Annotated in this window: 20 protein-coding genes and 1 tRNA gene; 12 read left to right on the top strand and 9 right to left on the bottom strand. The window is 69.2% G+C overall.

From position 1 onward, the window contains the following. Nucleotides 1-190: 190 nt before the first annotated feature. Nucleotides 191-907, bottom strand: a complete 717-nt coding sequence (locus ACFYPA_RS15450; RefSeq protein WP_359082567.1) for a DUF5324 family protein — start codon at nucleotides 905-907, stop codon at nucleotides 191-193. Nucleotides 908-1,268: 361 nt separating this feature from the next. On the opposite strand from ACFYPA_RS15450, the gene ACFYPA_RS15445 reads away from it, so the two are divergent. Together ACFYPA_RS15445 and ACFYPA_RS15440 are read left to right on the top strand one after the other, a co-directional pair. Then, entirely contained in the window at nucleotides 1,269-1,796 is a 528-nt protein-coding gene (locus tag ACFYPA_RS15445; RefSeq protein ID WP_359082566.1) for a peptidylprolyl isomerase, read from the top strand. A gap of 152 nt (nucleotides 1,797-1,948) precedes the next feature. After that, complete coding sequence (locus ACFYPA_RS15440) at nucleotides 1,949-2,848, top strand: rhomboid family intramembrane serine protease (protein WP_359082565.1); 900 nt, start codon at nucleotides 1,949-1,951, stop codon at nucleotides 2,846-2,848. A 308-nt stretch (nucleotides 2,849-3,156) separates the two neighbouring features. Here the strand turns inward: ACFYPA_RS15440 and crgA are convergent, their stop codons facing one another. Next, complete coding sequence (crgA, locus tag ACFYPA_RS15435; protein WP_359082564.1) at nucleotides 3,157-3,411, bottom strand: cell division protein CrgA; 255 nt, start codon at nucleotides 3,409-3,411, stop codon at nucleotides 3,157-3,159. Nucleotides 3,412-3,551: 140 nt separating this feature from the next. Here crgA and ACFYPA_RS15430 point away from each other — a divergent pair, with 140 nt between their 5' ends. Genes ACFYPA_RS15430 through ACFYPA_RS15405 form a run of 6 tightly spaced genes read left to right on the top strand, consistent with a single transcriptional unit; the run spans nucleotide 3,552 to nucleotide 8,128 of the window. Continuing rightward, complete coding sequence (locus tag ACFYPA_RS15430; RefSeq protein ID WP_389132113.1) at nucleotides 3,552-4,319, top strand: DUF881 domain-containing protein; 768 nt, start codon at nucleotides 3,552-3,554, stop codon at nucleotides 4,317-4,319. A gap of 25 nt (nucleotides 4,320-4,344) precedes the next feature. Then, nucleotides 4,345-5,067 carry a class E sortase gene (locus ACFYPA_RS15425; protein ID WP_359312884.1) on the top strand — a complete coding sequence of 241 codons (723 nt, stop codon included), beginning with the start codon at nucleotides 4,345-4,347 and terminating at the stop codon, nucleotides 5,065-5,067. A gap of 56 nt (nucleotides 5,068-5,123) precedes the next feature. Next, nucleotides 5,124-5,312, top strand: a complete 189-nt coding sequence (locus ACFYPA_RS15420) for a hypothetical protein (protein WP_359082561.1) — start codon at nucleotides 5,124-5,126, stop codon at nucleotides 5,310-5,312. Next, entirely contained in the window at nucleotides 5,309-5,947 is a 639-nt protein-coding gene (locus tag ACFYPA_RS15415; RefSeq protein ID WP_359312882.1) for an aminodeoxychorismate/anthranilate synthase component II, read from the top strand. The genes ACFYPA_RS15420 and ACFYPA_RS15415 overlap by 4 nt, the downstream gene beginning before the upstream one ends. Beyond that, complete coding sequence (locus ACFYPA_RS15410) at nucleotides 5,944-7,356, top strand: class E sortase (RefSeq protein ID WP_359312879.1); 1,413 nt, start codon at nucleotides 5,944-5,946, stop codon at nucleotides 7,354-7,356. The genes ACFYPA_RS15415 and ACFYPA_RS15410 overlap by 4 nt, the downstream gene beginning before the upstream one ends. A 43-nt stretch (nucleotides 7,357-7,399) precedes the next feature. Beyond that, nucleotides 7,400-8,128 carry a class E sortase gene (locus ACFYPA_RS15405; protein WP_359082558.1) on the top strand — a complete coding sequence of 243 codons (729 nt, stop codon included), beginning with the start codon at nucleotides 7,400-7,402 and terminating at the stop codon, nucleotides 8,126-8,128. Nucleotides 8,129-8,200: 72 nt separating this feature from the next. Here the strand turns inward: ACFYPA_RS15405 and pknB are convergent, their stop codons facing one another. The 6 genes from pknB to ACFYPA_RS15375 all read right to left on the bottom strand — a co-directional run bounded on the left by pknB (nucleotide 8,201) and on the right by ACFYPA_RS15375 (nucleotide 16,295). Then, on the bottom strand, nucleotides 8,201-10,189 hold the full coding sequence (pknB, locus tag ACFYPA_RS15400) for a Stk1 family PASTA domain-containing Ser/Thr kinase (RefSeq protein WP_359082557.1): 1,989 nt from the start codon (nucleotides 10,187-10,189) through the stop codon (nucleotides 8,201-8,203). A gap of 167 nt (nucleotides 10,190-10,356) precedes the next feature. Next, nucleotides 10,357-11,820, bottom strand: a complete 1,464-nt coding sequence (locus ACFYPA_RS15395) for a penicillin-binding transpeptidase domain-containing protein (protein ID WP_359312876.1) — start codon at nucleotides 11,818-11,820, stop codon at nucleotides 10,357-10,359. Continuing rightward, nucleotides 11,817-13,229: an FtsW/RodA/SpoVE family cell cycle protein gene (locus ACFYPA_RS15390; protein ID WP_359082555.1), complete on the bottom strand. Its 1,413-nt coding sequence runs from the start codon at nucleotides 13,227-13,229 to the stop codon at nucleotides 11,817-11,819. Before ACFYPA_RS15390 ends, ACFYPA_RS15395 begins: the two co-directional genes overlap by 4 nt. A 23-nt stretch (nucleotides 13,230-13,252) precedes the next feature. After that, nucleotides 13,253-14,752, bottom strand: a complete 1,500-nt coding sequence (locus tag ACFYPA_RS15385) for a Stp1/IreP family PP2C-type Ser/Thr phosphatase (RefSeq protein WP_359312873.1) — start codon at nucleotides 14,750-14,752, stop codon at nucleotides 13,253-13,255. Nucleotides 14,753-14,881: 129 nt separating this feature from the next. Then, a complete protein-coding gene (locus ACFYPA_RS15380) occupies nucleotides 14,882-15,397 on the bottom strand; it encodes an FHA domain-containing protein (protein WP_359082553.1) in 516 nt (171 codons plus the stop codon). Between the two features lie 10 nt (nucleotides 15,398-15,407). After that, nucleotides 15,408-16,295: a DUF3662 and FHA domain-containing protein gene (locus ACFYPA_RS15375; protein ID WP_359082552.1), complete on the bottom strand. Its 888-nt coding sequence runs from the start codon at nucleotides 16,293-16,295 to the stop codon at nucleotides 15,408-15,410. A gap of 314 nt (nucleotides 16,296-16,609) precedes the next feature. On the opposite strand from ACFYPA_RS15375, the gene ACFYPA_RS15370 reads away from it, so the two are divergent. Beyond that, a tRNA-Leu gene (locus ACFYPA_RS15370) sits at nucleotides 16,610-16,692 on the top strand. 208 nt (nucleotides 16,693-16,900) lie between these two features. On the opposite strand, the gene ACFYPA_RS15365 is transcribed toward ACFYPA_RS15370, so the two are convergent. Next, complete coding sequence (locus ACFYPA_RS15365) at nucleotides 16,901-17,512, bottom strand: NAD(P)H-dependent oxidoreductase (RefSeq protein WP_359312870.1); 612 nt, start codon at nucleotides 17,510-17,512, stop codon at nucleotides 16,901-16,903. A 152-nt stretch (nucleotides 17,513-17,664) separates the two neighbouring features. Between ACFYPA_RS15365 and ACFYPA_RS15360 the strand changes: the two genes are divergently transcribed. From ACFYPA_RS15360 to ACFYPA_RS15350, 3 genes are all read left to right on the top strand, one after another. After that, on the top strand, nucleotides 17,665-18,012 hold the full coding sequence (locus tag ACFYPA_RS15360; RefSeq protein ID WP_326660046.1) for a helix-turn-helix domain-containing protein: 348 nt from the start codon (nucleotides 17,665-17,667) through the stop codon (nucleotides 18,010-18,012). Nucleotides 18,013-18,162: 150 nt separating this feature from the next. After that, a complete protein-coding gene (locus ACFYPA_RS15355; RefSeq protein ID WP_389132106.1) occupies nucleotides 18,163-19,614 on the top strand; it encodes a DUF2252 domain-containing protein in 1,452 nt (483 codons plus the stop codon). A 60-nt stretch (nucleotides 19,615-19,674) separates the two neighbouring features. Continuing rightward, nucleotides 19,675-20,694 (top strand): J domain-containing protein, encoded by a 1,020-nt coding sequence (locus tag ACFYPA_RS15350; RefSeq protein WP_359348694.1) that lies wholly within the window; start codon nucleotides 19,675-19,677, stop codon nucleotides 20,692-20,694. Nucleotides 20,695-20,755: the final 61 nt, after the last annotated feature.

The following is a 20,755-nucleotide window of genomic DNA, read 5'->3' as shown; positions in this document are numbered from 1 at the left end:
GGGGCGTCAGGCTTTTGGGGATGCAGGGGGATGGAAACAGGGGCCTATGTCCCGGTGCTCTGGTGTTTCCGCAGGTCAGAGACGTAACGGTTTTGGGTTCGAATCTCCTGGGCTCCACACGCAAAGACCCCCTGGCCTGCTGAAGCGCAGGTCAGGGGGTCTTTTTTTCGCTTGTTCCGCTCCGCCCGTGTCAGGGGCGCTCGTCCGGGTCCTGTCCGTCCAGGCCCTCCGCCTCCGCGTCGGCCTGCTTGGCCTCCACCTCGGGGTCCAGGAGCGCCCGGTCGCTGCCGTCGACCGAGGTCAGCGGGTCACGGTCGTCGACCTCGGTGGGGGCGGGGGGCTCGACCAGCCAGTCGGGGTTGGCCTGCTTGTCCCACCAACGCCATGCGGCGTAGGCGCCGCCGGCCAGGATTCCGGCCACGGCCAGCCCCTTGAACGCCCGGCCGCACTTGGCCCGCCGTTCGTGCCTGCGGGCCAGCTTCCTGATCTCCTTCGCCGTGACCTGCCCGCGCAGGGCGGCCAGTGCGGCCGCGCTGCGAGCCGTGGCCTCCTCGGCGACGGGCTGGGCGGTGGCGACGGCGTGCTCGAAGCGGGGGACGGTGTAGTCCGCGGCGCTCCGGGCTGCCTGGCGGGTGCGCAGCGCGGCGCGCTGAGCCGCCTCGTCGACCTTCGGGGGGACGTGTGCGAGGGCGAGTTCGAGACGTGGGGCGAGGTGTGCGCCGTACTGGACGCGGGCCTGCTGAGCTGCCTTGGACACCTTCGGCGCGAGCAGTGTGCGGGCCTCGTGCGCATAGTGGACGGCCTGTTCCTTGGCCGAGTCGGCGTAGGGCGCCACCACTACCGCGGCGTGCTGCACGCTGTCCCTCGCCGAGTCGGTTGCGGCACGCACGCTGTCGATGCGGGTCACGGGATCCTCCTCCTTGGTGGCGGGTAGATACTCCGCCTTTCCACCCAGTTCGAGATCATGCCTGCAGAGGACCTGTGCGGCACGCGGGGCGGGCATCCGGGTCATTCAGGCCATCAGTGGATGCCTCGGGGCAAGCAGGTGCAAGGGGAGCCTGCCGACGACAATGCCACGGTTCGGTCCGCCGCGCGCCGGTTCGTCACGCACTTGGCCGCATGTGTTCCCCCGCCGCCGCCCTCGCGGGTGAGGTCGCAGGGGGCGCAACGGTGCACGGGCAGGGGGTGCTGCGGCCGGGCCGGGCGCCGGGCGGGGTGGACCGTGCGAGGATCGGCTGACGTCAGATCAGACATACGGAAGGCAGATCGTGGCCGAGCAGCTTTACGCCACCTTGAAGACCAATCAGGGCGACATCGAGATCCGGCTTCTGCCGAACCACGCGCCCAAGACGGTCAAGAACTTCGTCGAGCTCGCCACCGGTGAGCGCGAGTGGACCCACCCCGCGACCGGTGCCAAGTCCAAGGACCGGCTGTACGACGGCACCGTCTTCCACCGGGTCATCAGCGGTTTCATGATCCAGGGCGGCGACCCGCTGGGCAACGGCACGGGCGGTCCGGGGTACGAGTTCGGTGACGAGTTCCACCCCGACCTCGGCTTCACCAAGCCGTACCTGCTGGCGATGGCCAATGCCGGCCCGGGCACCAATGGCTCGCAGTTCTTCCTGACGGTGTCGCCGACCGCCTGGCTGACCCGCAAGCACACGATCTTCGGCGAGGTGGTGGACCCGGCGAGCCAGAAGGTGGTGGACGCCATCGCGGCCACCCCGACCAACGGCCGCACCGACCGCCCGGTGCAGGACGTGGTCATCGAGTCGGTCGTCGTCGCGAAGCGCTGATCGCCCACCGTCACCGTCCGGTCACTCTCCGGTCCTCCCGTCGGGAACCAACCGCCCTGTCCGTCCGTATGTGTAAGAGAGCGGACGCACAGGGCGGTGCCGTGCGCGCTGCCGCCACGACGAGGACCGAGGGGACCGGGATGATGGGACCGATGGACCAGCAGCCGCCGGGCGGCCAGGACCCGACCCCACCCGTCGACGGCCCGGTCGGCTGCTACCGCCACCCCGGCCGGGAGACGGCGATCCGCTGCACCCGCTGCGAACGGCCGATCTGTCCGGACTGCATGGTCAGCGCGTCGGTCGGCTTCCAGTGCCCGGACTGCGTGCGCCAGGGCTCCGGTACGGGCCACCATCCGGCAGCCGCCCGGCCGCGCACGGTCGCCGGTGGTGCGGTCGCGGCCGACCCCCGGCTGATCACCAAGATCCTGCTGGGGATCAACCTCGCGGTGTTCGTCGCCGGGCTGGCCAACAGCGCGCTGATCGACGACCTGGTGTTGCTGGGCCGGGCCAACTTCTACTACGGCGGTCCGCCCGAGGGCGTCGCCGAAGGCCAGTGGTACCGGCTGGTGACGTCGATGTTCCTGCACCAGGAGGTGTGGCACATCGCCTTCAACATGCTGGGGCTGTGGTGGCTCGGCGGGCCCCTCGAGGCCGTGCTCGGCCGGGTCCGCTATCTGGCGCTCTATCTGCTCTCGGGGCTGGCGGGCGGTGCCCTGACCTATTGGCTCGCCGCGGAGAACCAGCCCTCGCTGGGCGCTTCGGGCGCCATCTTCGGCCTGCTGGGCGCCACTGTGGTCCTGATGCGCCGGCTGAACTACGACATGCGCCCGGTGTTCGTGCTCCTGGCGATCAACCTGGTCATCACCTTCAACCCCTGGGGCGGAATCGCCTGGCAGGCGCATGTGGGCGGACTGGTCGCGGGCGTGCTGATCGGGATCGGCATGATGCACGCGCCACGTGAGCGGCGGAGTCTCGTGCAGTTCGGCACCTGTGCGGTGGTGCTGGTCGCGGTGATCCTGATCGTGGTCGCGAGAACGGCTTCGCTGACGTAAGGGGCGAGGCCTCGAACACCGTAAGCCCGATATGGACTGTTTGTGATCGAAGTTGTCCACAGCGTGCAGCTGATCTTGTGCATTCTGCGGGTATAACTGTGCCCCTTGCCGCTGAGCTGGCTTTTTCCAGCTAGGACAAGGGGCATGCCGCCCGCTTCAAGGGTGGCTGTAGTCACACCGGCGTCAACGGCCGAGGAGTTATCCACAGATCGTCTGACCTTTTCCCCCGCCTGTGGATAACGCTGTGGGTAACTCAGGGCAGGGGTTGCGGAACGGGGTCCCGCTGTGGTCCTACGTAGTCCGGGGAACTACTTCCACTGGGTCGACACGCCGAAGCCGCCGGCGATGAAGCCGAAGCCGACGACGATGTTCCAGTTCCCCAGTGACGTGATCGGCAGATCGCCGTCGGTCACGTAGAAAACGACGATCCAGGCCAGACCGATCAGGAACAGCGCCAGCATCACCGGCGCCACCCAGCTGCGATTGGTCAGCTTTATGTTGGTTGCCTGCTTCGCCGGAGGGGGCGTGAAGTCGGCCTTCTTGCGGATACGTGACTTCGGCACGAGGAACTCTCCTGTCGATGCGCTGCGTGACCGCGCAGGGAACTGTGGCTGGCGCCGGGGCGGGCGCGAGGGGGAATGCTGCCTCCCCGGGGCGTCCGTTAGCGTAGTGCTTCCGTGGCACCGAAGGAGATAAGGGTACGTTGAGCAATTCTGCCGACTCTCCCCCCGGCCCGGTCCGGCGCACCTTCCGGCATCCGGCCAAAGTGCTCACGGCTGCCGTTTTCGCCCTGGCCGGCCTCATCTTCGTCACCAGCGCCAATACCGCCAAGGGCACCAATATCCGTACGGACTCCTCGCTGCTGAAACTCTCCGATCTCATTCAGCAGCGCAGCGACAAGAACGCCGTCCTGGACGAGTCGGCCGCCTCCGTACGCGACGACATCGACACCCTCGCCCAGCGCGACGACGGCAGCACCAAGGCGGAGGACGCCAGGCTCAAGGCGCTGGAGCGCGCCGCCGGCACGGCGAAGCTCTCCGGCCGCGCCGTCTCCGTCACGCTCGACGACGCCCCGCAGAACGCCACCGCGAGCCCCGGTTACCCCGATCCGCAACCCAATGACCTGGTCATTCACCAGCAGGACCTGCAAGCCGTCGTCAACGCCCTGTGGCAGGGCGGCGCGCAGGGCATCAAGGTCATGGACCAGCGGCTGATCTCCACCAGCGCGGTGCGCTGCGTCGGGAACACCCTGATCCTCCAGGGGCGGGTCTACTCGCCGCCGTACAAGATCACCGCCGTCGGGGATCCCGGAAAGCTAAAGCGGGCCCTCGACGACTCCCCGGCGATCCAGAACTACCTGCTGTACGTGAAGGCGTACGGGCTCGGCTGGAAAGTCGACGAGCGCGGGGCGGTGACTCTTCCCGGTTACTCGGGCACAGTGGATCTCCACTATGCGGAGCCGGTGAAGTAGCGAGCAGCTGCGGGGAGGCCGACCGGTGTCGGTGCGACTGATCGTCAGGACGTTCAGCGAGCTGTGCATCACGGTCGGCGCCCTGATCATCCTCTTCGTGGTCTACGTCCTGTTCTGGACCGGGGTGAAGGCCGCGGGCGCGACCGAGGGGCAGATCGACGACCTGCAGAACCAGTGGGCGCAGGGGGCGGTGATCGCGCCCGTGCCCGCCCCGTCCGCGTCGTTGCTGCCGTCCGATCCGAAGCCCTCCGTTCCGGCGCCGGCCCCGAAGGCGTACCGCGACGGGAAGCCCTTCGCGATGCTCTACATACCCCGCTTCGGGAAGGACTGGGAGTGGCCCGTCCTGGAGAACACGAAGGTCAAGACCTTGCAGAAGGGTCTCGGCCATTACCGGGGCACCGCGGCGGCCGGCGCGACGGGCAACTTCGCGGTGGCCGGGCACCGGCGCACGTACGGCGACCCGTTCAAGGACTTCCCGAAGCTGCGCCCCGGTGACGCGGTGATCGTGACGGACGGGACGACGTGGTTCACGTACCGCGTCGACAGGAAGCCCTACCGGACCGTGCCCAGCGACGTCGGCGTCATCGACCCGGTGCCCCGCAAGTCCGGCTTCGACGGGCCCGGCCGCTATCTGACGCTGACCACCTGTGAGCCCGAGTGGGGCAGCAGCCACCGGCTGATCGCCTGGGCGCACCTGGACGCGACCCAGCCCGTGACCGACGGCAGGCCGGCAGCTTTCCACAGCTGACCCACGGCTCTCGGGGCAGGCTCTAGTCTGGTCCCGTACCGAATGGAGGGGTCAGCATGTACGGCTGGATCTGGCGGCATCTGCCGGGCAACGCGTGGGTGCGCGGGGTCATTTCGCTCGTGCTCGCCCTGGCGGTCGTCTACGCCCTGTTCCAGTACGTCTTCCCGTGGGCGGAGCCACTGCTTCCGTTCGGCGACGTGACGGTGGACGGCGACGGCACGAACGCGATGGGGGCCGTGCGATGAGCGCCCGGATCCTGGTCGTCGACAACTACGACAGCTTCGTCTTCAACCTCGTCCAGTACCTCTACCAGCTCGGCGCCGAGTGCGAGGTGCTGCGCAACGACGAGGTGACCACGGCCCACGCCCAGGACGGCTTCGACGGCGTCCTGCTCTCACCCGGCCCCGGCACGCCCGAGCACGCGGGCGTCTGTGTCGACATGGTGCGGCACTGCGCGGCGACCGGAGTTCCGGTCTTCGGTGTCTGTTTGGGCATGCAGTCGATGGCGGTGGCGTACGGCGGTGTCGTGGACCGAGCCCCGGAGCTGCTGCACGGCAAGACGTCTCCGGTGCTCCACGAGGGCGGGGGCGTCTTCGCCGGTCTGCCCTCCCCCTTCACGGCGACCCGCTACCACTCGCTCGCCGCCGAACCGGACACGGTCCCCGCGGAGCTGGAGGTCACCGCGCGGACGGCCGACGGCATCATCATGGGGCTGCGCCACCGGGAGCTGGCGGTCGAAGGAGTGCAGTTCCATCCGGAGTCGGTGCTCACCGAGCACGGCCATCTCATGCTGGCGAACTGGCTGGCGCAGTGCGGTGACGCCGGAGTTGTCGAGAGGTCGGCGGGACTCGCGCCGGTGGTGGGCAAGGCCGTCGCGTGACGCCACCCCGCCACGGATCCGACGCCGGACAGGACGGCCCGTACGAACCGGGTACGCCCGAGGCCGCAGGCGCGTTCGAGGCGGGCGGCTTCGAGGCGGCGGTGGACCACTTGGCGGACCCGCTGAACGACCCGCTGCCGGGGCGGCACGCCTCGCCGTGGTTCCGGTCGCAGGACATTCCCGAGCCGCGGGCGGCCGCGGACAGCGCTGGGGCGGTGGAGCGCGGCTCGGGGACGGCGTCGACGCAGGCGTCACAGGGGCCGCAGGCGGCCCAGGAACCCCCGCGCGAGTGGTACGACCCCGAGGGCTACGAACGGGACTGGTACGGCCGTCAGGAGCCCGCGCAAGCTCTGCCCGCCGCGGTGCCGCCCGCTCCGGTGCCGCCCGTGCCGCCCGCCGCGCCCGCCGAGCCGCTTCCCCGCCACGACGAGACCGTCGCGCTGCGGAAGGCGGAACCCCGACGCGTGGTCGTCGCCGATCAGGAGGCGACGGCAGTCCTGCCGGTGACGGTCCCCAGCCCGGGACCGGAGCGGAATTCCGGGGATGACGACGAAGCGGACGTCTCAGCTCCGGCCACCGGCGGCCGGGCCGAGCGGCGCCGGGCGGCGAAGGGCCGGGGCCGCAAGCGCGGCGACGGGTCGCCGGAAGGCGCGGCGGCGGGAGCCGGCGGCGCGGACGGCACACCTGCGAAGCCGATGTCGCGCGTCGAGGCGCGACGGGCTGCCAAGGCGGCCAAGGACAGCCCCGCGGTCGTCGTCAGCCGGGTGGTCGGAGAGCTGTTCATCTCGCTGGGCGTGCTGATGCTGCTGTTCGTCACGTACCAGCTGTGGTGGACCAACGTGCGTGCCGACCAGATCGCCGGCAAGGAGACGCACAAGATCCAGGACGACTGGGCGAAGGGCAAGCGCAACCCCGGTGTCTTCGCTCCGGGCCAGGGCTTCGCCATCATCCACATCCCGAAACTCGACGTGGTCACCCCGATCGCCGAGGGCATCAGCAAGGAGAAGGTCCTCGACCGGGGGATGGTCGGGCACTACGGCGAGGAACCGCTGCGTACGGCCATGCCCTCGGACAAGCAGGGCAACTTCGCCCTGGCCGGTCACCGCAACACCCACGGCGAGCCCTTCCGCTACGTCAACAGGCTGAGCCCCGGTGACCCGATCGTGGTGGAGACGCAGGACGCCTACTACACGTACGAGATGACGAGCGTGCTTCCCCAGACCTCGCCGTCCAACGTGTCGGTCATCGGCGCGGTGCCACCGCAGTCGGGGTTCAAGAAGCCCGGCCGCTACATCACCCTGACGACCTGTACGCCCGAATTCACGAGTACGTACCGTTTGATCGTCTGGGGCAAGATGGTCGACGAACGGCCGCGCAGCAAGGGCAAGCCCGACGCGCTCCTGAACTGAGCGGACCGAGCGGGCCGAACGACATCACGACAGGGGCGGTGCGGTGGCAGCGAGGACCGAGGACGAAGAGCAGACCGGCGAGTCCGCGCCCCCGGTGCGCACCGGGGGCCGTCACCCCGTCGCGACCGCCGTCAGCGTCTTCGGTGAACTGCTGATCACCGCGGGCCTGGTACTCGGGCTCTTCGTCGTCTATTCCCTCTGGTGGACGAACGTGCTCGCCGACCGCGAGGCCACCAAGCAGAGCCACACGGTCCGCGACCGCTGGGCCGGTGGACCGGGCGCGCTGGACACCAAGGACGGCATCGGCTTCCTGCACGTCCCGTCGATGAACAACGGCGAGGTGCTCGTGAAGAAGGGCACCGACACCGAGAACCTCAACGACGGCATCGCCGGCTACTACACCGATCCGGTGAAGTCGGCGCTCCCCTCGGACAAGGAGGGCAACTTCACCCTGGCCGCCCACCGAGACGGCCACGGGGCGAAGTTCCACAACATCGACAAGGTGCGGACCGGGGACGCGATCGTCTTCGAGACCAAGGACACCTGGTACGTCTACAAGGTCTTCGAGGAGCTCCCCGAGACGTCGAAGTACAACGTCGACGTGCTGCAGGCGGTGCCGAAGGGGTCCGGTGCGGAGAAGGCCGGCCGCTACATCACGCTGACGACGTGCACCCCCGTCTTCACGTCGAAGTACCGCTACGTCGTGTGGGGCGAGCTGGTGCGTACGGAGAAGGTCGACCGCGACCGCACGAGGCCGGCGGAGCTGCGCTGAGCCGAGCACCGACAAGCACAGGGCCCCGGTCACCGCTGAGGTGACCGGGGCCCTGTGCTTGTGCCGTGCGCGCTAGTGGCCGCGGTTCCCGCCGAGGAGGCCGTTCCCGTTTCCGCCGATGGTGGTGAGCGTGATCACGGTGGTGGCCGGGTCGGCCTGGGTGCCGGGCTGCGGGTCCATGTTGGAGACCAGGGCGTTGCCGTCCTGCGAGCTGCCCTCCGCGAACTGGATCTGCGTGAAGCCCTGATCGGCCAGCTTCTGCTGGGCGTCGGACACCTTTCCGCCCCTGACCTCGGGGACGGCGACCGTCGGGGGCTGCGTCGGGCCCTTGGACACCTTGAGGACGATCGAGGTGTCCTTGCCCACCTTCTCTTCGGCTGCCGGGTTCTGTTCGACGACCTCGCCCGCGGGCTTGTCGCTGTCGACCTCGGACTTGCCGATGTTCGTGAAGCCGTTTCCGGTGAGCTGAGCGACCGCGTTGTCGTATGAACGGCCGGTCACAGGCGGCACCGAGATCAGCTTCTCCGTGGCGACCGAGAGCTTCACCTCGGAGTTCTTCTCGGCCTTCTCGTTGCCCTTCGGCGTCTGGTCCAGGACGGTGCCCGGATCGGCGTCGCCGGACTCGACCGAGTTGACCGTGACCGTGAAGCCCTTCTCCTCAAGGAGCTTGCGGGCGCTGTCCTCGGACTTCTCCGTGACGTCCGGCACCTCGACCTTCGGCGCCCCGCTGGAGACGAAGACCGTGATGGTGTCGCCTTCCGCGACCATCTGGTCCTTCGTCGGGGTCTGCCGGCAGATCTTGCCCGCGGGCTGTTCCTCGCACTCTTCCTTCGGGCCCTGCTTGAGGACGGTGTTGGTGTTGTCCGCGAGCAGTTTCGCTTCCTTGATTGTCGAACCGACCATGTAGGGAGCCTTGAAGGTGCCGTCGCCGCTGTCGCCGTCGCCGCCGAAGACGGACTTGCCGATGAGGACCGCGCCGATCAGCACCAGGATGCCCGCGATGACCAGCAGGATCGTCGAGGTGTTGCCCTTCTTCTGCCGGCGGCGGTCGGGACGGTCGTCGTAGCCGTAGCCGCCGTCGTCCGGGTTGACCGGCGGCAGCATCGACGTCTGGGCGCCGTACTGGTCCGCGGGGCGCAGAGCGGTGGTGGGCTGGTCGTTGTCGTAACCGCCGTAGCCGCCGTAACCGGCCGCGCCCATCGCCGCGGTCGCCGCGACCGGCTGACCGTCGAGGCAGGCCTCGATGTCGGCGCGCATCTCGTCGGCCGACTGGTAGCGGTAGTCGGGGTCCTTGGTGAGGGCCTTCAGCACGATCGCGTCCATCTCGGGCGTGATCTCGGGGTCGAAGTTGCTCGGCGGCTGCGGCTCTTCCCGTACGTGCTGGTAGGCCACCGCGACGGGTGAGTCCCCGACGAACGGCGGTCTGACGGCCAGCAGCTCGTAGAGCAGGCAGCCGGTGGAGTACAGGTCGGAGCGCGCGTCGACCTGCTCGCCCTTGGCCTGCTCCGGGGAGAGGTACTGGGCGGTGCCGATGACGGCCGCGGTCTGGGTCATCGTCATGCCGGAGTCGCCCATGGCGCGGGCGATGCCGAAGTCCATGACCTTGACCTGGCCGGTGCGCGTCAGCATGACGTTCGCCGGCTTGATGTCGCGGTGGACGATCTGGGCGCGGTGCGAGTACTCCAGCGCCTGGAGGATCCCGACGGTCATCTCGAGGGTGCGCTCGGGCAGCAGTCTGCGACCGGAGTGCAGGAGTTCCCTGAGCGTCGACCCGTCGACGTACTCCATGACGATGTACGGGATCGAGACCCCGTCGACGTAGTCCTCGCCGGTGTCGTAGACCGCGACGATCGCCGGATGGTTGAGCGAGGCGGCGGACTGGGCCTCACGGCGGAACCGGGCCTGGAAGGACGGGTCGCGGGCGAGGTCCGCCCGGAGCGTCTTCACAGCTACGGTGCGGCCGAGCCGGGTGTCGTGAGCGAGGTAGACCTCGGCCATGCCACCACGGCCGAGCACCGAGCCCAGCTCGTACCGGCCGCCGAGGCGACGCGGCTCTTCCATAACTGTTCCAGCCCTCTCCGTCAGTCCTGACCGCACCGGTGTGCGGTCCGGCGGTGTGCTGTTCGCGCATACGCTACCGGCCGCGCACTAGCTGATCGGCCCGCGGGCGATACCTGATATCCGACCGGTATCCACAGCGGCGGATTTGCGGCCCGGTGTGAGCGGTATCACTTCTTGCTGTCGATGACGGCCTTCATGACGTCCTTCGCGATGGGCGCGGCCAGCCCGCCACCGGAGATGTCGTCACGGTTGGCGTTGCTGTCCTCGACGACCACGGCGACGGCCACGGGTGAGCCGTCGTCGGTCTTCGCGTACGAGATGAACCAGGCGTACGGGTTCTCGCTGTTCTTGAGACCGTGCTGAGCGGTACCCGTCTTGCCGCCGACGGTGACGCCGCTGATCTTGGCGCTCGTGCCCGTGCCCTTGTCGACGACGGTTTCCATCATCTGCTGGAGCTTCTGGGCGTTCTCGCCGGAGAGGGGCTGGCTGAGCTGCTCCGGTTCGTGGGTGTAGATGTCGTCCAGGCTGGGCGACTGCCGTTTGGCGACCATGTACGGCTGCATCAGCTTGCCGTCGTTGGCGACCGCCGAGGCCACCATGGCCATCTGGAGCGGGGTGGCACGGTTGGAGGCCTGGCCGATGCCCGCCATGGCGTTCTGCGGACGGTTGTCCTTGGGGTAGACGCTCGCCGCGGCGCGGGTCGGAGTGAAGATCTCCTTGTTGAAGCCGAACTTGTCGGCCTCGTCGATCATCTTCTGGTTGCCGAGGTCATCGCTGATCTTGCCGAAGACGGTGTTGCAGGACATCCGCAGCGCTTCCCGGAGCGAGGCGTTCTCGCACGGGATGTTGCCTTCGTTGGGCAGGGGCTGTCCGGTGGTCAGCGGAAGCCGCCAGGGCAGCGGCGACTTCGTGTCCGCGTCGATGTCCGTGTAGAGCCCGTTCTCCAGGGCGGCGGCGGCGGTGACGACCTTGAAGGTCGATCCGGGCGGGTAGGTCTCGCGCAATGCCCGGTTGAGCATCGGCTTGTCCTTGTCCTTCTGGAGCTGCTGCCAGGCCTTGGAGTCCTTGGAGGAGTTGCCCGCGAAGGTCGAGGGGTCGTACGAGGGGGTGCTGGCGAGCGCCAGGATGGCGCCGGTCTGCGGGTCGAGGGCGGCGACGGCGCCCTTCTTGTCGCCCAGTCCCTCGAAGGCGGCCTTCTGGGCGGCGCTGTTGAGCGTCGTGACGACGTTGCCGCCCTGCTTCTCGTCACCGGTGAACATCGACATCGTGTTGTCGAAGAAGAGCTGGTCATCGTTGCCGGTGAGGATGCCGTCCTCGATGCTCTCGAGCTGCGTGGCGCCGAATGCCTGCGAGGAGTAACCGGTGACGGGGGCCCACATGGGGCCGTCCTTCCAGACCCGCTTGTACTTGAAGTCGCTGTCCTTGGTCTCGGCGGACCCGGTGATGGCGGTGCCGCCGTCGACGATGATGTTGCCGCGCTCGTGGGCGTAACGCTCGATGCGGACCCGGCGGTTCTCGTCGCGGGTGTTGAGCTCGTCGGCCTTCACGTACTGGAGGTAGTTGGTCCGTGCGAGCAGGGCGAAGATGAGGACGCCGCAGAAGATCGCGATCCGGCGCAGGGGCTTGTTCACGGTCGGACCACCTGGGTCATCTCGGCGTCGGAAGTAGGCGCGGGGGCCGGTGCGGGGCGGCGGGCGGTGTCGCTGATCCGGATCAGGATCCCGATCAGCGCCCAGTTGGCGATCACGGACGAACCACCGGCGGCGAGGAAGGGCATCGTCATACCGGTCAGCGGGATGAGGCCCATGACACCGCCGGCGACCACGAAGACCTGGATCGCGAAGGCACCGGAGAGGCCGATCGCGAGGAGCTTGCCGAAGGGGTCGCGCGCGGCGAGGGCCGTACGGACGCCGCGCTCGACGATGAGGCCGTAGATCAGCAGGACGGCCATCATTCCGGCCAGCCCGAGCTCCTCACCGACGGTGGAGAGGATGAAGTCGGCGTTGGCGGCGAAGCCGATCAGGTCGGAGTGGCCCTGGCCCCAGCCGGTGCCCAGGGTGCCGCCGGACCCGAAGGACATGATGGCGTTGCCGATCTGTTCACACGCGCCGTCCTTGGCATAGCAGGCGAACGGGTCCATCCAGGCGTTCACACGCTGCTGCACATGCGACTCGAAGGTGGAGACACCCACCGCTCCGGCCGCCGACATCAGCAGGCCGAAGACGATCCAGCTGGTCCGCTCCGTAGCGACGTACAGCATGATCACGAAGAGGCCGAAGAACAGCAGGGACGTACCGAGGTCGGTCTCGAAGACGAGGATCAGGATCGACAGCGCCCAGATGACGAGGATCGGGCCGAGGTCTCGTCCGCGGGGGAGGTACATGCCCATGAAGCGACGGCTGGCCAGTGCCAGGGCGTCACGCTTCACCATGAGGTAGCCGGAGAAGAAGATCGCGATGATGATCTTCGCGAACTCACCGGGCTGGATGGAGAAGGGGCCCAGGCTGACCCAGATCTTCGCGCCGTTCACCGCGGGGAAGAACATCGGCATGATCAGCAGGATCAGCGCCGCGACCATCGAGATGTAGGTGTACCGCTGCAGGATGCGGTGGTCCTTGAGGACCACCAGCACTCCGACCATCAGCGCTACGCCGATCGCCGAGTACATCAGCTGCTTGGGGGCGTCCGGGGTGTACGCCCCGTACGCGTTCTCGGCCCGCTGGATCAGTCGTTGCGACTGGTCCAGCCGCCAGATCAGCACGAGGCCCAGCCCGTTGAGCAGCGTGGCCAGGGGCAGCAGCAGCGGGTCCGCGTACGGGGCGAACTTGCGCACCACGAGGTGGGCCACGCCGCCGAGCAGGATCAGGCCGAGGCTGTATCCGAACATGCCGGAGGGCAGCGAGCCGTCGATGGCGAGGCCCACGTTGGCGTAGGCGAACACCGAGATGCCGATGGCGAAGACCATCATCATCAGTTCGGTGTTGCGCCGGCTCGGCGCGTCGATCGCGCCGATCGTGGTCGTGTTGGTGACAACGCTCATGGTGCTGAAGGCCCCCTACGGCTTTACTGCTTACCGCACTGCGGGACCAGCTTCTTCTCTTCCTCCGAGAGGCTGGGACCCGGAGTGGGAGTCGTTGAAGTCTGCTTGGTCGTGGTGGTGCCGGACGGCGTGGACGTCTTGGTGGCGTCCGTGTCCGTACCGCCGGCCTGGCCCTCGTCGCTGGGCGCGTTCTTCGCGGCTGCGCGGCGCTGTGCGTCCTTCTTGCAGGCGGTGGCCTGGGCGGCGAGCTCGGTGATCTTCTCGCGGGCGTCGGCCAGGCTGCCCTCGGCGATGGTCGCCTCGACCCGCTTGCGCTGGTAGGGCGGAAGGTACTTGAGTTCGATCTCGGGGTGGTCCTTCTCGACCTTCGAGAGCGAGACCCACGCGAGGTCCTGGCTGATGCCCCGGTACAGCGCGACGTTGTCGCTCTTCGCGCCGACGAAGTACTGGGTCTGGGTCCAGCGGTAGCCGCCGTACGCGCCGCCGCCGATGACGGCGAGGGCGAGCACGATGTAGAGGGACCGCTTGAGCCACTTGCGCCCGCCGGGCTTCGCGAAGTCGTCGTCGGAGTAGGACCCGAAGGCGCCGCTGTCCGGCGGTCCGTCGTAGCCGACGTCGTCACCGCTGCCGGGAGGTCCGAAGCCGCCCGAGGGCGGCGGGACGGTGCGGCCGAGGCCGGCCGCGCGTCCGGCGGGGGTCTCCATGGCGCCGCCGTCGTTCAGCTGGGCGGCCTGGTTCTCCGCGACGGCTCCGACGATGACCGGGGTGTCGTTGAGCCGGCCGGCCAGGGTGTCGTTGCTGTCGACGTCGAGGACGTCGGCGACGATGCAGGTGATGTTGTCCGGACCGCCGCCGCGCAGGGCGAGCTGGATGAGGTCCTGGATGGTCTCCTGGGGGCCCTGGTAGCTGGCGAGCGTCTCTTCCATCGTCTGGTGGGAGACGACGCCGGAGAGCCCGTCGGAGCAGATCAGATAGCGGTCGCCGGCCCGGACCTCACGGATGGAGAGATCGGGTTCGACGTGGTCGCCACTGCCCAGCGCGCGCATCAGCAGGGAGCGCTGCGGGTGGGTGGTGGCCTCCTCCTCGGTGATCCGGCCCTCGTCGACCAGCCGCTGGACCCACGTGTGGTCCTGCGTGATCTGCGTCAGGACGCCGTCCCGCAGCAGATAGGCGCGCGAGTCGCCGACGTGGACGAGGCCGAGCCGCTGCCCCGTCCACAGGAGCGCGGTGAGCGTGGTGCCCATGCCCTCCAGCTGGGGGTCCTCCTCGACCATCATGCGCAGCTGGTCGTTGGCCCGCTGGACCGCCGTACCGAGCGAGGTGAGGATGTCGGAGCCGGGCACGTCGTCGTCGAGCTGGACGAGCGTGGAGATCACCTCGGAGCTGGCGACCTCACCGGCTGCCTGGCCGCCCATGCCGTCGGCGATGGCGAGCAGGCGTGGTCCGGCATAGCCGGAGTCCTCGTTGCCCTCCCGGATCATGCCCTTGTGCGATCCGGCGGCGAAGCGCAGGGAAAGACTCATGCGCACCTCGCCCGTCGGTTCGGGGTACAGCCGGTCTCGAGCCACACTGCCCACCCTCCGGTCGGGAGCCTGGCCGGGTCCGATGCCCGGGCCGCTGCGGCTCGCTCGCTCCGCTCGCTCATTGTCGTACTACTTCCGCAGCTCGATGACGGTCTTGCCGATCCGGATCGGCGCGCCCAGCGGAACAGGCGTCGGGGTGGTGAGACGGGTCCGGTCCAGATACGTGCCGTTGGTGGACCCGAGATCCTCGACGATCCACTGGCCGTCACGGTCGGGGTAGATCCTGGCATGCCTGCTGGACGCGTAGTCGTCGTCCAGCACGATCGTTGAGTCATGGGCGCGGCCCAACGTGATGGTCTGGCCCTGGAGCGCCACCGTGGTGCCGGTGAGCGTCCCCTCGGACACGACCAGCTTTGTCGGTGCCCCCCGGCGCTGGCGGCCGGGCTGCTGGCGTTGCTGCGGCGGCGCCGCAGCGGTCTGGCGTGCCTGTGGAGGCCGTGCGTCGGCAGCATTGCGGCGTGAGCCGCGCTGCGTGACGCGCGTTCCGAACAGGTCACTTCGAATGACCTGGACGGCCACGATCACGAACAGCCACAGAACAGCCAGGAAACCTAGCCGCATGACCGTCAGGGTCAGCTCTGACATTGCCCCCGCTTCACCCTTCGGCTTGCCGGTAAACGATGGTGGTGTTGCCCACGACGATCCGCGAGCCGTCGCGGAGCGTAGCGCGGGTTGTGTGCTGCCCGTCTACCACGATGCCGTTGGTAGACCCGAGATCCTGGATCGTCGAGGGCGTTCCGGTCCTGATCTCACAGTGCCGCCGGGAGACGCCGGGATCGTCGATCCGCACGTCGGCGTCGGTGCTGCGTCCCATCACGAGCGTCGGCCGGGAGATCTGGTGGCGGGTGCCGTTGATCTCGATCCAGCGTCGCACCTGCGCGTTCGGCAGGGGGCTGGGGGTGGCCGGCGGACGTCGGTCGGGTCCGGGGGATCCGCCGTGCCTGGAGGCCGGCGGCGGGGCCGCGGGCATGGGCGGGGCGGAGGTGGGAGGGTAGCCGTAGCCGCCCGGAGCCTGGGGGCGTCCGTGCCCGGGATGGGCGGGCGGCGCGGCCTGCTGGCCCGGCTGGTTCTGGAACGGCTGGTGGCCCGGCTGGTCCTGCTGTGACGAACTCGACGCCAAGGTGCGGCTGCGCACCCGGTACAGGCCGGTGTCGAGGTCGTCCGCCTTCTCCAGGTGGACCTTGATGGGCCCCATGAAGGTGTACCGCTGCTGCTTGGCGTAGTCCCTGACCAGTCCGGAGAGCTCGTCGCCCAGCTGGCCGGAGTACGGGCTGAGCCGCTCGTAGTCCGGAGCGCTGAGTTCGACGATGAAGTCGTTGGGGACGACGGTCCGCTCACGGTTCCAGATGGTGGCGTTGTTGTCGCACTCGCGCTGGAGGGCGCCGGCGATCTCCACCGGCTGGACCTCGGATTTGAAGACCTTGGCGAAGGTGCCGTTGACCAGACCTTCGAGACGCTGCTCGAAACGCTTCATGACTCCCATGGGGCACCTCCTCCGTCGTCGTCATCCCTGTACTGCTTACTGATCGTATCCACGCGTCGGGAAATCGGCTGGTTCCCCTTGTCTGCCCTGTGGAGGAGTGTCCCCCCTCACACGGATCGTAAAGGCGGCCTCCAGACAGTGTCCCGCACCTTGGGTGCACTCAGGAGGAGTGGGGGGCGGCGGCTCCGGGTTCCCGGTTCCCTCCGGACGTTCGGCGAAACAAACGGATGTGAATCCACCCTGTCCAGCGTGCTAATCTTCCGTTTGTCGCCAGGCGCTCGCAGCACAAGCGAGAGTCTGGAAACACCACTCATGCGCGAGTGGCGGAACGGCAGACGCGCTGGCTTCAGGTGCCAGTGTCCTTAGGGACGTGGGGGTTCAAATCCCCCCTCGCGCACAAGAGAGAAGCCCCACAAGCCATTGGCTTGTGGGGCTTCTTCGGTTCTGGCCCCGGATGCCCGCCGGGGGCGCTCTCCCGGGTGTTTGGTTTCACGTGAAACGCCCGATTAGATCCCTCGGGTGGGGGTGCCCGGTTCGGGACTGCCGCGCGTGAGGGGCCGGGGCCCGCGGGCCCCGGCCCCTCACGTCTGCCGTACTCCGGGCCTTCAGGCGGCGAGGCGCGACGCCAGGGCCTTGGCCTTCTCCGCGGCGTCGGTGAACGCCTTGGCGCGGGAGGACTCCGCGAGCGGGATGAGCTCGGCCATCTCCGGCTTGCTGTGGGCCAGGGTGAGCTCCGGGACGATGAAGTCGACCTCGGCGGCGAACATGGACGTCAGCAGCGTCGCCAGGTAGTTCTGCACAAACTCGGCGCTCTCGCGCGGGGTGCCCGCGGCGTACGAGCCGCCACGGCTGGCGACGACGGTGATCGGGGTGCCGGCCACCGGGCTGTCGGGGCCGGTGTTGTGGCCCGCGATGATCGCGTGGTCGAGCCAGGCCTTGAGCGTCGACGGAATCGAGAAGTTGTACATCGGGGCGCCGATCAGGACCGCGTCCGCGGCGGCGAGTTCCGCGGCGAGTTCGCCGCGCAGCGGGTGTGCGGCGCCGGCTGCGGCGGCCTCGGCGTCCAGGTGCGGCAGGGGCTCGGCGGCGAGGTCGCGGTAGACGACCTGCCCGTCGGGGTGCTGCTCGCGCCAGGTCTGCACGAAGGCGGCCGTGACCTCGCGCGACGCGGAGCCCTGGGGGAAGAGGGCGGAATCGAGGTGCAGGAGGGTGGCCATGAGGGTCTCCATGGTTCGGTGAGGGGTGGGTCTGTGGGTGGTGGTTCGTGAGGGGTGGGCCGACAAGCGGTCCGATATTTCGTTCGTACCTAGTAATAACATAGTGGCTTACAAATAGTAAGCTCCTCACGTCCGGGCAGTACCCTGGACGGATGGCGGATCACAGCGAGCAGGCGTGCAGGCGGGTGGACGTGGGCATCAGCCGCGTCTTCGAGCTGTTCGGTAAGCGCTGGACCGGGCCGATCGTCTCCGTACTGATGCAGCAGCCGGTGCACTTCGCCGACCTGCGGCGGGCCATTCCCGGCATCAGTGAGCGCATGCTCTCGGACCGGCTGACCGAACTGGGGGCGGCGGGGCTGGTGGTCCGAGAGGTCGACGAAGGGCCGCCGCTGCGGGTGTCGTACCGCCTGACGCAGGCCGGCGCCGCGATGGAACCCGCGCTCAAGGAACTGGGCAGCTGGGCCGAGACCCATCTGAAGGACGACCTCGGCGGCTGTTAGACCGATCCTCCGGCCTTCCGGCCGGTCCGGGCGCCCGACCGTCCGGGCGGGTGACCGGCGGACGGCGGTACCGTCTTCGCCAGTTGACAGGGGACCGGTACACCGGACGCCGACGGCGGCTCCGGGTGCGGTCGGGGGAGGCTGTGCGCCATGAGCGAGACCGAAGCGACCGTGCCGGTACAGCGGGCCGCGGAGGACGGTTCACGCATTCCGGTCGTGCCCGGGTTCGCCCGGCGGGCGGATCCGGAGGACCGGAACGCACCGCTGTCCCCGAGAGGGGCCGGAAAGGCGCTGCGCCGGCGTGTGCCCCGCTCCTCGCACGCCTCTCTGGTACTGCCCGAGGGGCGGCCGGACGCGGTGCGGGCGGTCGAGGAGTCGAATCTGGGCCGGGTGCCCGGCCTCACACCGATACGCGTGGGACGGATGGCGGCCACTCCCTTCGCGTTTTTGCGGGGTTCGGCGGGCCTGATGGCCCATGACCTGGTGGGGACGCCCGTCACCGGTGTCGCCGCCCAGCTCTGCGGCGACGCCCACGCGGCGAACTTCGGGCTGTACGGCGACGCCCGGGGCAGCCTCGTCATCGACCTGAACGACTTCGACGAGACCGTGGTGGGCCCCTGGGAGTGGGACCTCAAGCGTCTCGCCACCTCGCTGGTGCTCGCGGGCCGGGAGGCCGGTGCGGACGAGGACACCTGCCGGCGGGGTGCGTACGACACGGTGGGTGCCTACCGGCGGACGATGCGGCTGCTGGCCCGGCTGCCCGCGCTCGACGCGTGGAACGCCATCGCCGACGAGGAACTGGTCTCCCACACGGACGCGCGGGATCTGCTGGGCACCCTGGAGCGGGTCTCGGAGAAGGCGCGCAACAACACCAGTGCGCGCTTCGCCGCGAAGTCCACGGAGGACTGCGGGGACGGCGGGCGCCGGTTCGTCGACGCGCCGCCGGTGCTGCGCCGGGTGCCGGACGCGGAGGCCGCGGCGGTGGCGGCGGGGCTCGGTGACTACCTGGGCACCGTCTCGGAGGACCGGGTGCCGTTGCTGGTCCGGTACGCGATCCACGATGTGGCGTTCCGGGTGGTCGGCACGGGGAGCGTGGGCACCCGGTCGTACGTGGTGCTGCTGCTGGATCACCGTGGTGAGCCGCTCGTCCTGCAGGTGAAGGAGGCCCGGCCCTCGGTCCTGGCGCCCCATCTGCCCGCCGTGGGCTTCGACGTGCCGGAGGTGGCGCACGAGGGACGACGCGTGGTGCTCGGGCAGAAGCGGATGCAGGTCGTCAGCGACATCCTCCTCGGCTGGGCGACCGTGGAGGGCCGGCCCTTCCAGGTGCGGCAGTTCAGGAACCGTAAGGGCAGCGTCGACCCGGCGGCACTGGCGGCCGGCCAGGTCGACGACTACGGCCGGATGACCGGTGCGCTGCTGGCGCGGGCCCATGCGCACAGCGCCGATCCACGGCTGATCGCGGGGTACTGCGGGAAGAACGAGGAGCTGGACGAGGCGGTGGCGGCGTTCGCGGTGACGTACGCGGACCGTACCGAGGCGGACCACGCGGATCTGGTGCGGGCCATCGGAGCGGGACGGGTGGCCGCCGAGCCGGGGGTGTGACGCCCCGCTGAAGCGGACCGTGCGTCCTCGGCACCCCGGCCGTGGCCATACGCTGGACGGGTGACCCACGAAGCCGCCGGGGTGCCGACCACCCGGAACGACGATGCCCGGCAGGACGACGCCCTGCAGGACGAGCAGCCCGGCTCCCAGGCCGGGGAGCGAGCGGACGGCCCCGCCGCGGGCTCAGGTCCCGCCGCGGGCTCAGGCCCCGCCGCGGAGAGCGATGCCGGTGCGCCCGCTGACGGCGGTGGCGGCGGTGCGGATGCCGGTACGGATACGACCGCGGGCGGCGCGACCGCTGGGCAGGCGCGCCCCGAGGCGCGGCTGGCGCATGCGGTGCGGGTGGCCGAGCAGGCACTGATCGAGTTCGAGATCGCGGTGGAGACGTTCCGCGTCGAGGTCGAGAACTTCTCCCGGTTGCATCACCAGCGTCTGGGCCCGATGTACGCCCGGCTCGACGAGCTCGACGCGCAGATCGCGGAGGCGCGGGCGGCGAGGACAGGCGATCCGGAGGATCTGCGCAAGGCGCAGGACGCACGGGCGATGGTCATGCCCATGCCCGGGGTTGACGAGCTGTTCCACGACTGGATCGACTCCGACGGTCTGTCGCCGGAGGCCGCGGCCATGCTGACCGAGCAGCCGGTCAGGCCCCCGAAGCGGGTCCGGCCGACCGACGAGGCACGCAAGCTGTACCGCGAACTCGCGCGCAAGGCCCATCCGGACCTGGCCCAGGACGAGACCGAGCGGGCCCGCAGGGACGAGTTCATCACGCGCGTCAACGCCGCCTACGGGCGCGGGGACGAGGCACTGCTCAAGGAACTGGCCCAGGAGTGGGCGGCCGGCCCGGTCGTGCCCGAGGCAGAGCTCGGCGAGGCCGATGAGCTCTACGCCCGGCTGAACTGGCTGACCCAGCGCAAGGAGCTGCTGACGGTCCTCGCCAAGGAGCTGGAGGAGAGCGCGATCGGCGCGATGCTGCGGATGGCTCCGGACGATCCGGATCACCTGCTGGAAGAGATCGCCGAGCAGTTGCTGGGCGAGGTCTCGCAGCGTGAGACCGAGCTGGCGGGCCTGGTGCAGTAGCGTTTCCGGCAAGCCTCTCCGGTGACGGTTTCCGGGGCGGCTTCCGATGATTTCGGCACGC

The organism is Streptomyces sp. NPDC005775 (assembly GCF_042871565.1).
Classification (GTDB): Bacteria; Actinomycetota; Actinomycetes; order Streptomycetales; family Streptomycetaceae; genus Streptomyces.
This window is presented reverse-complemented; position numbering and strand designations above follow the sequence as displayed.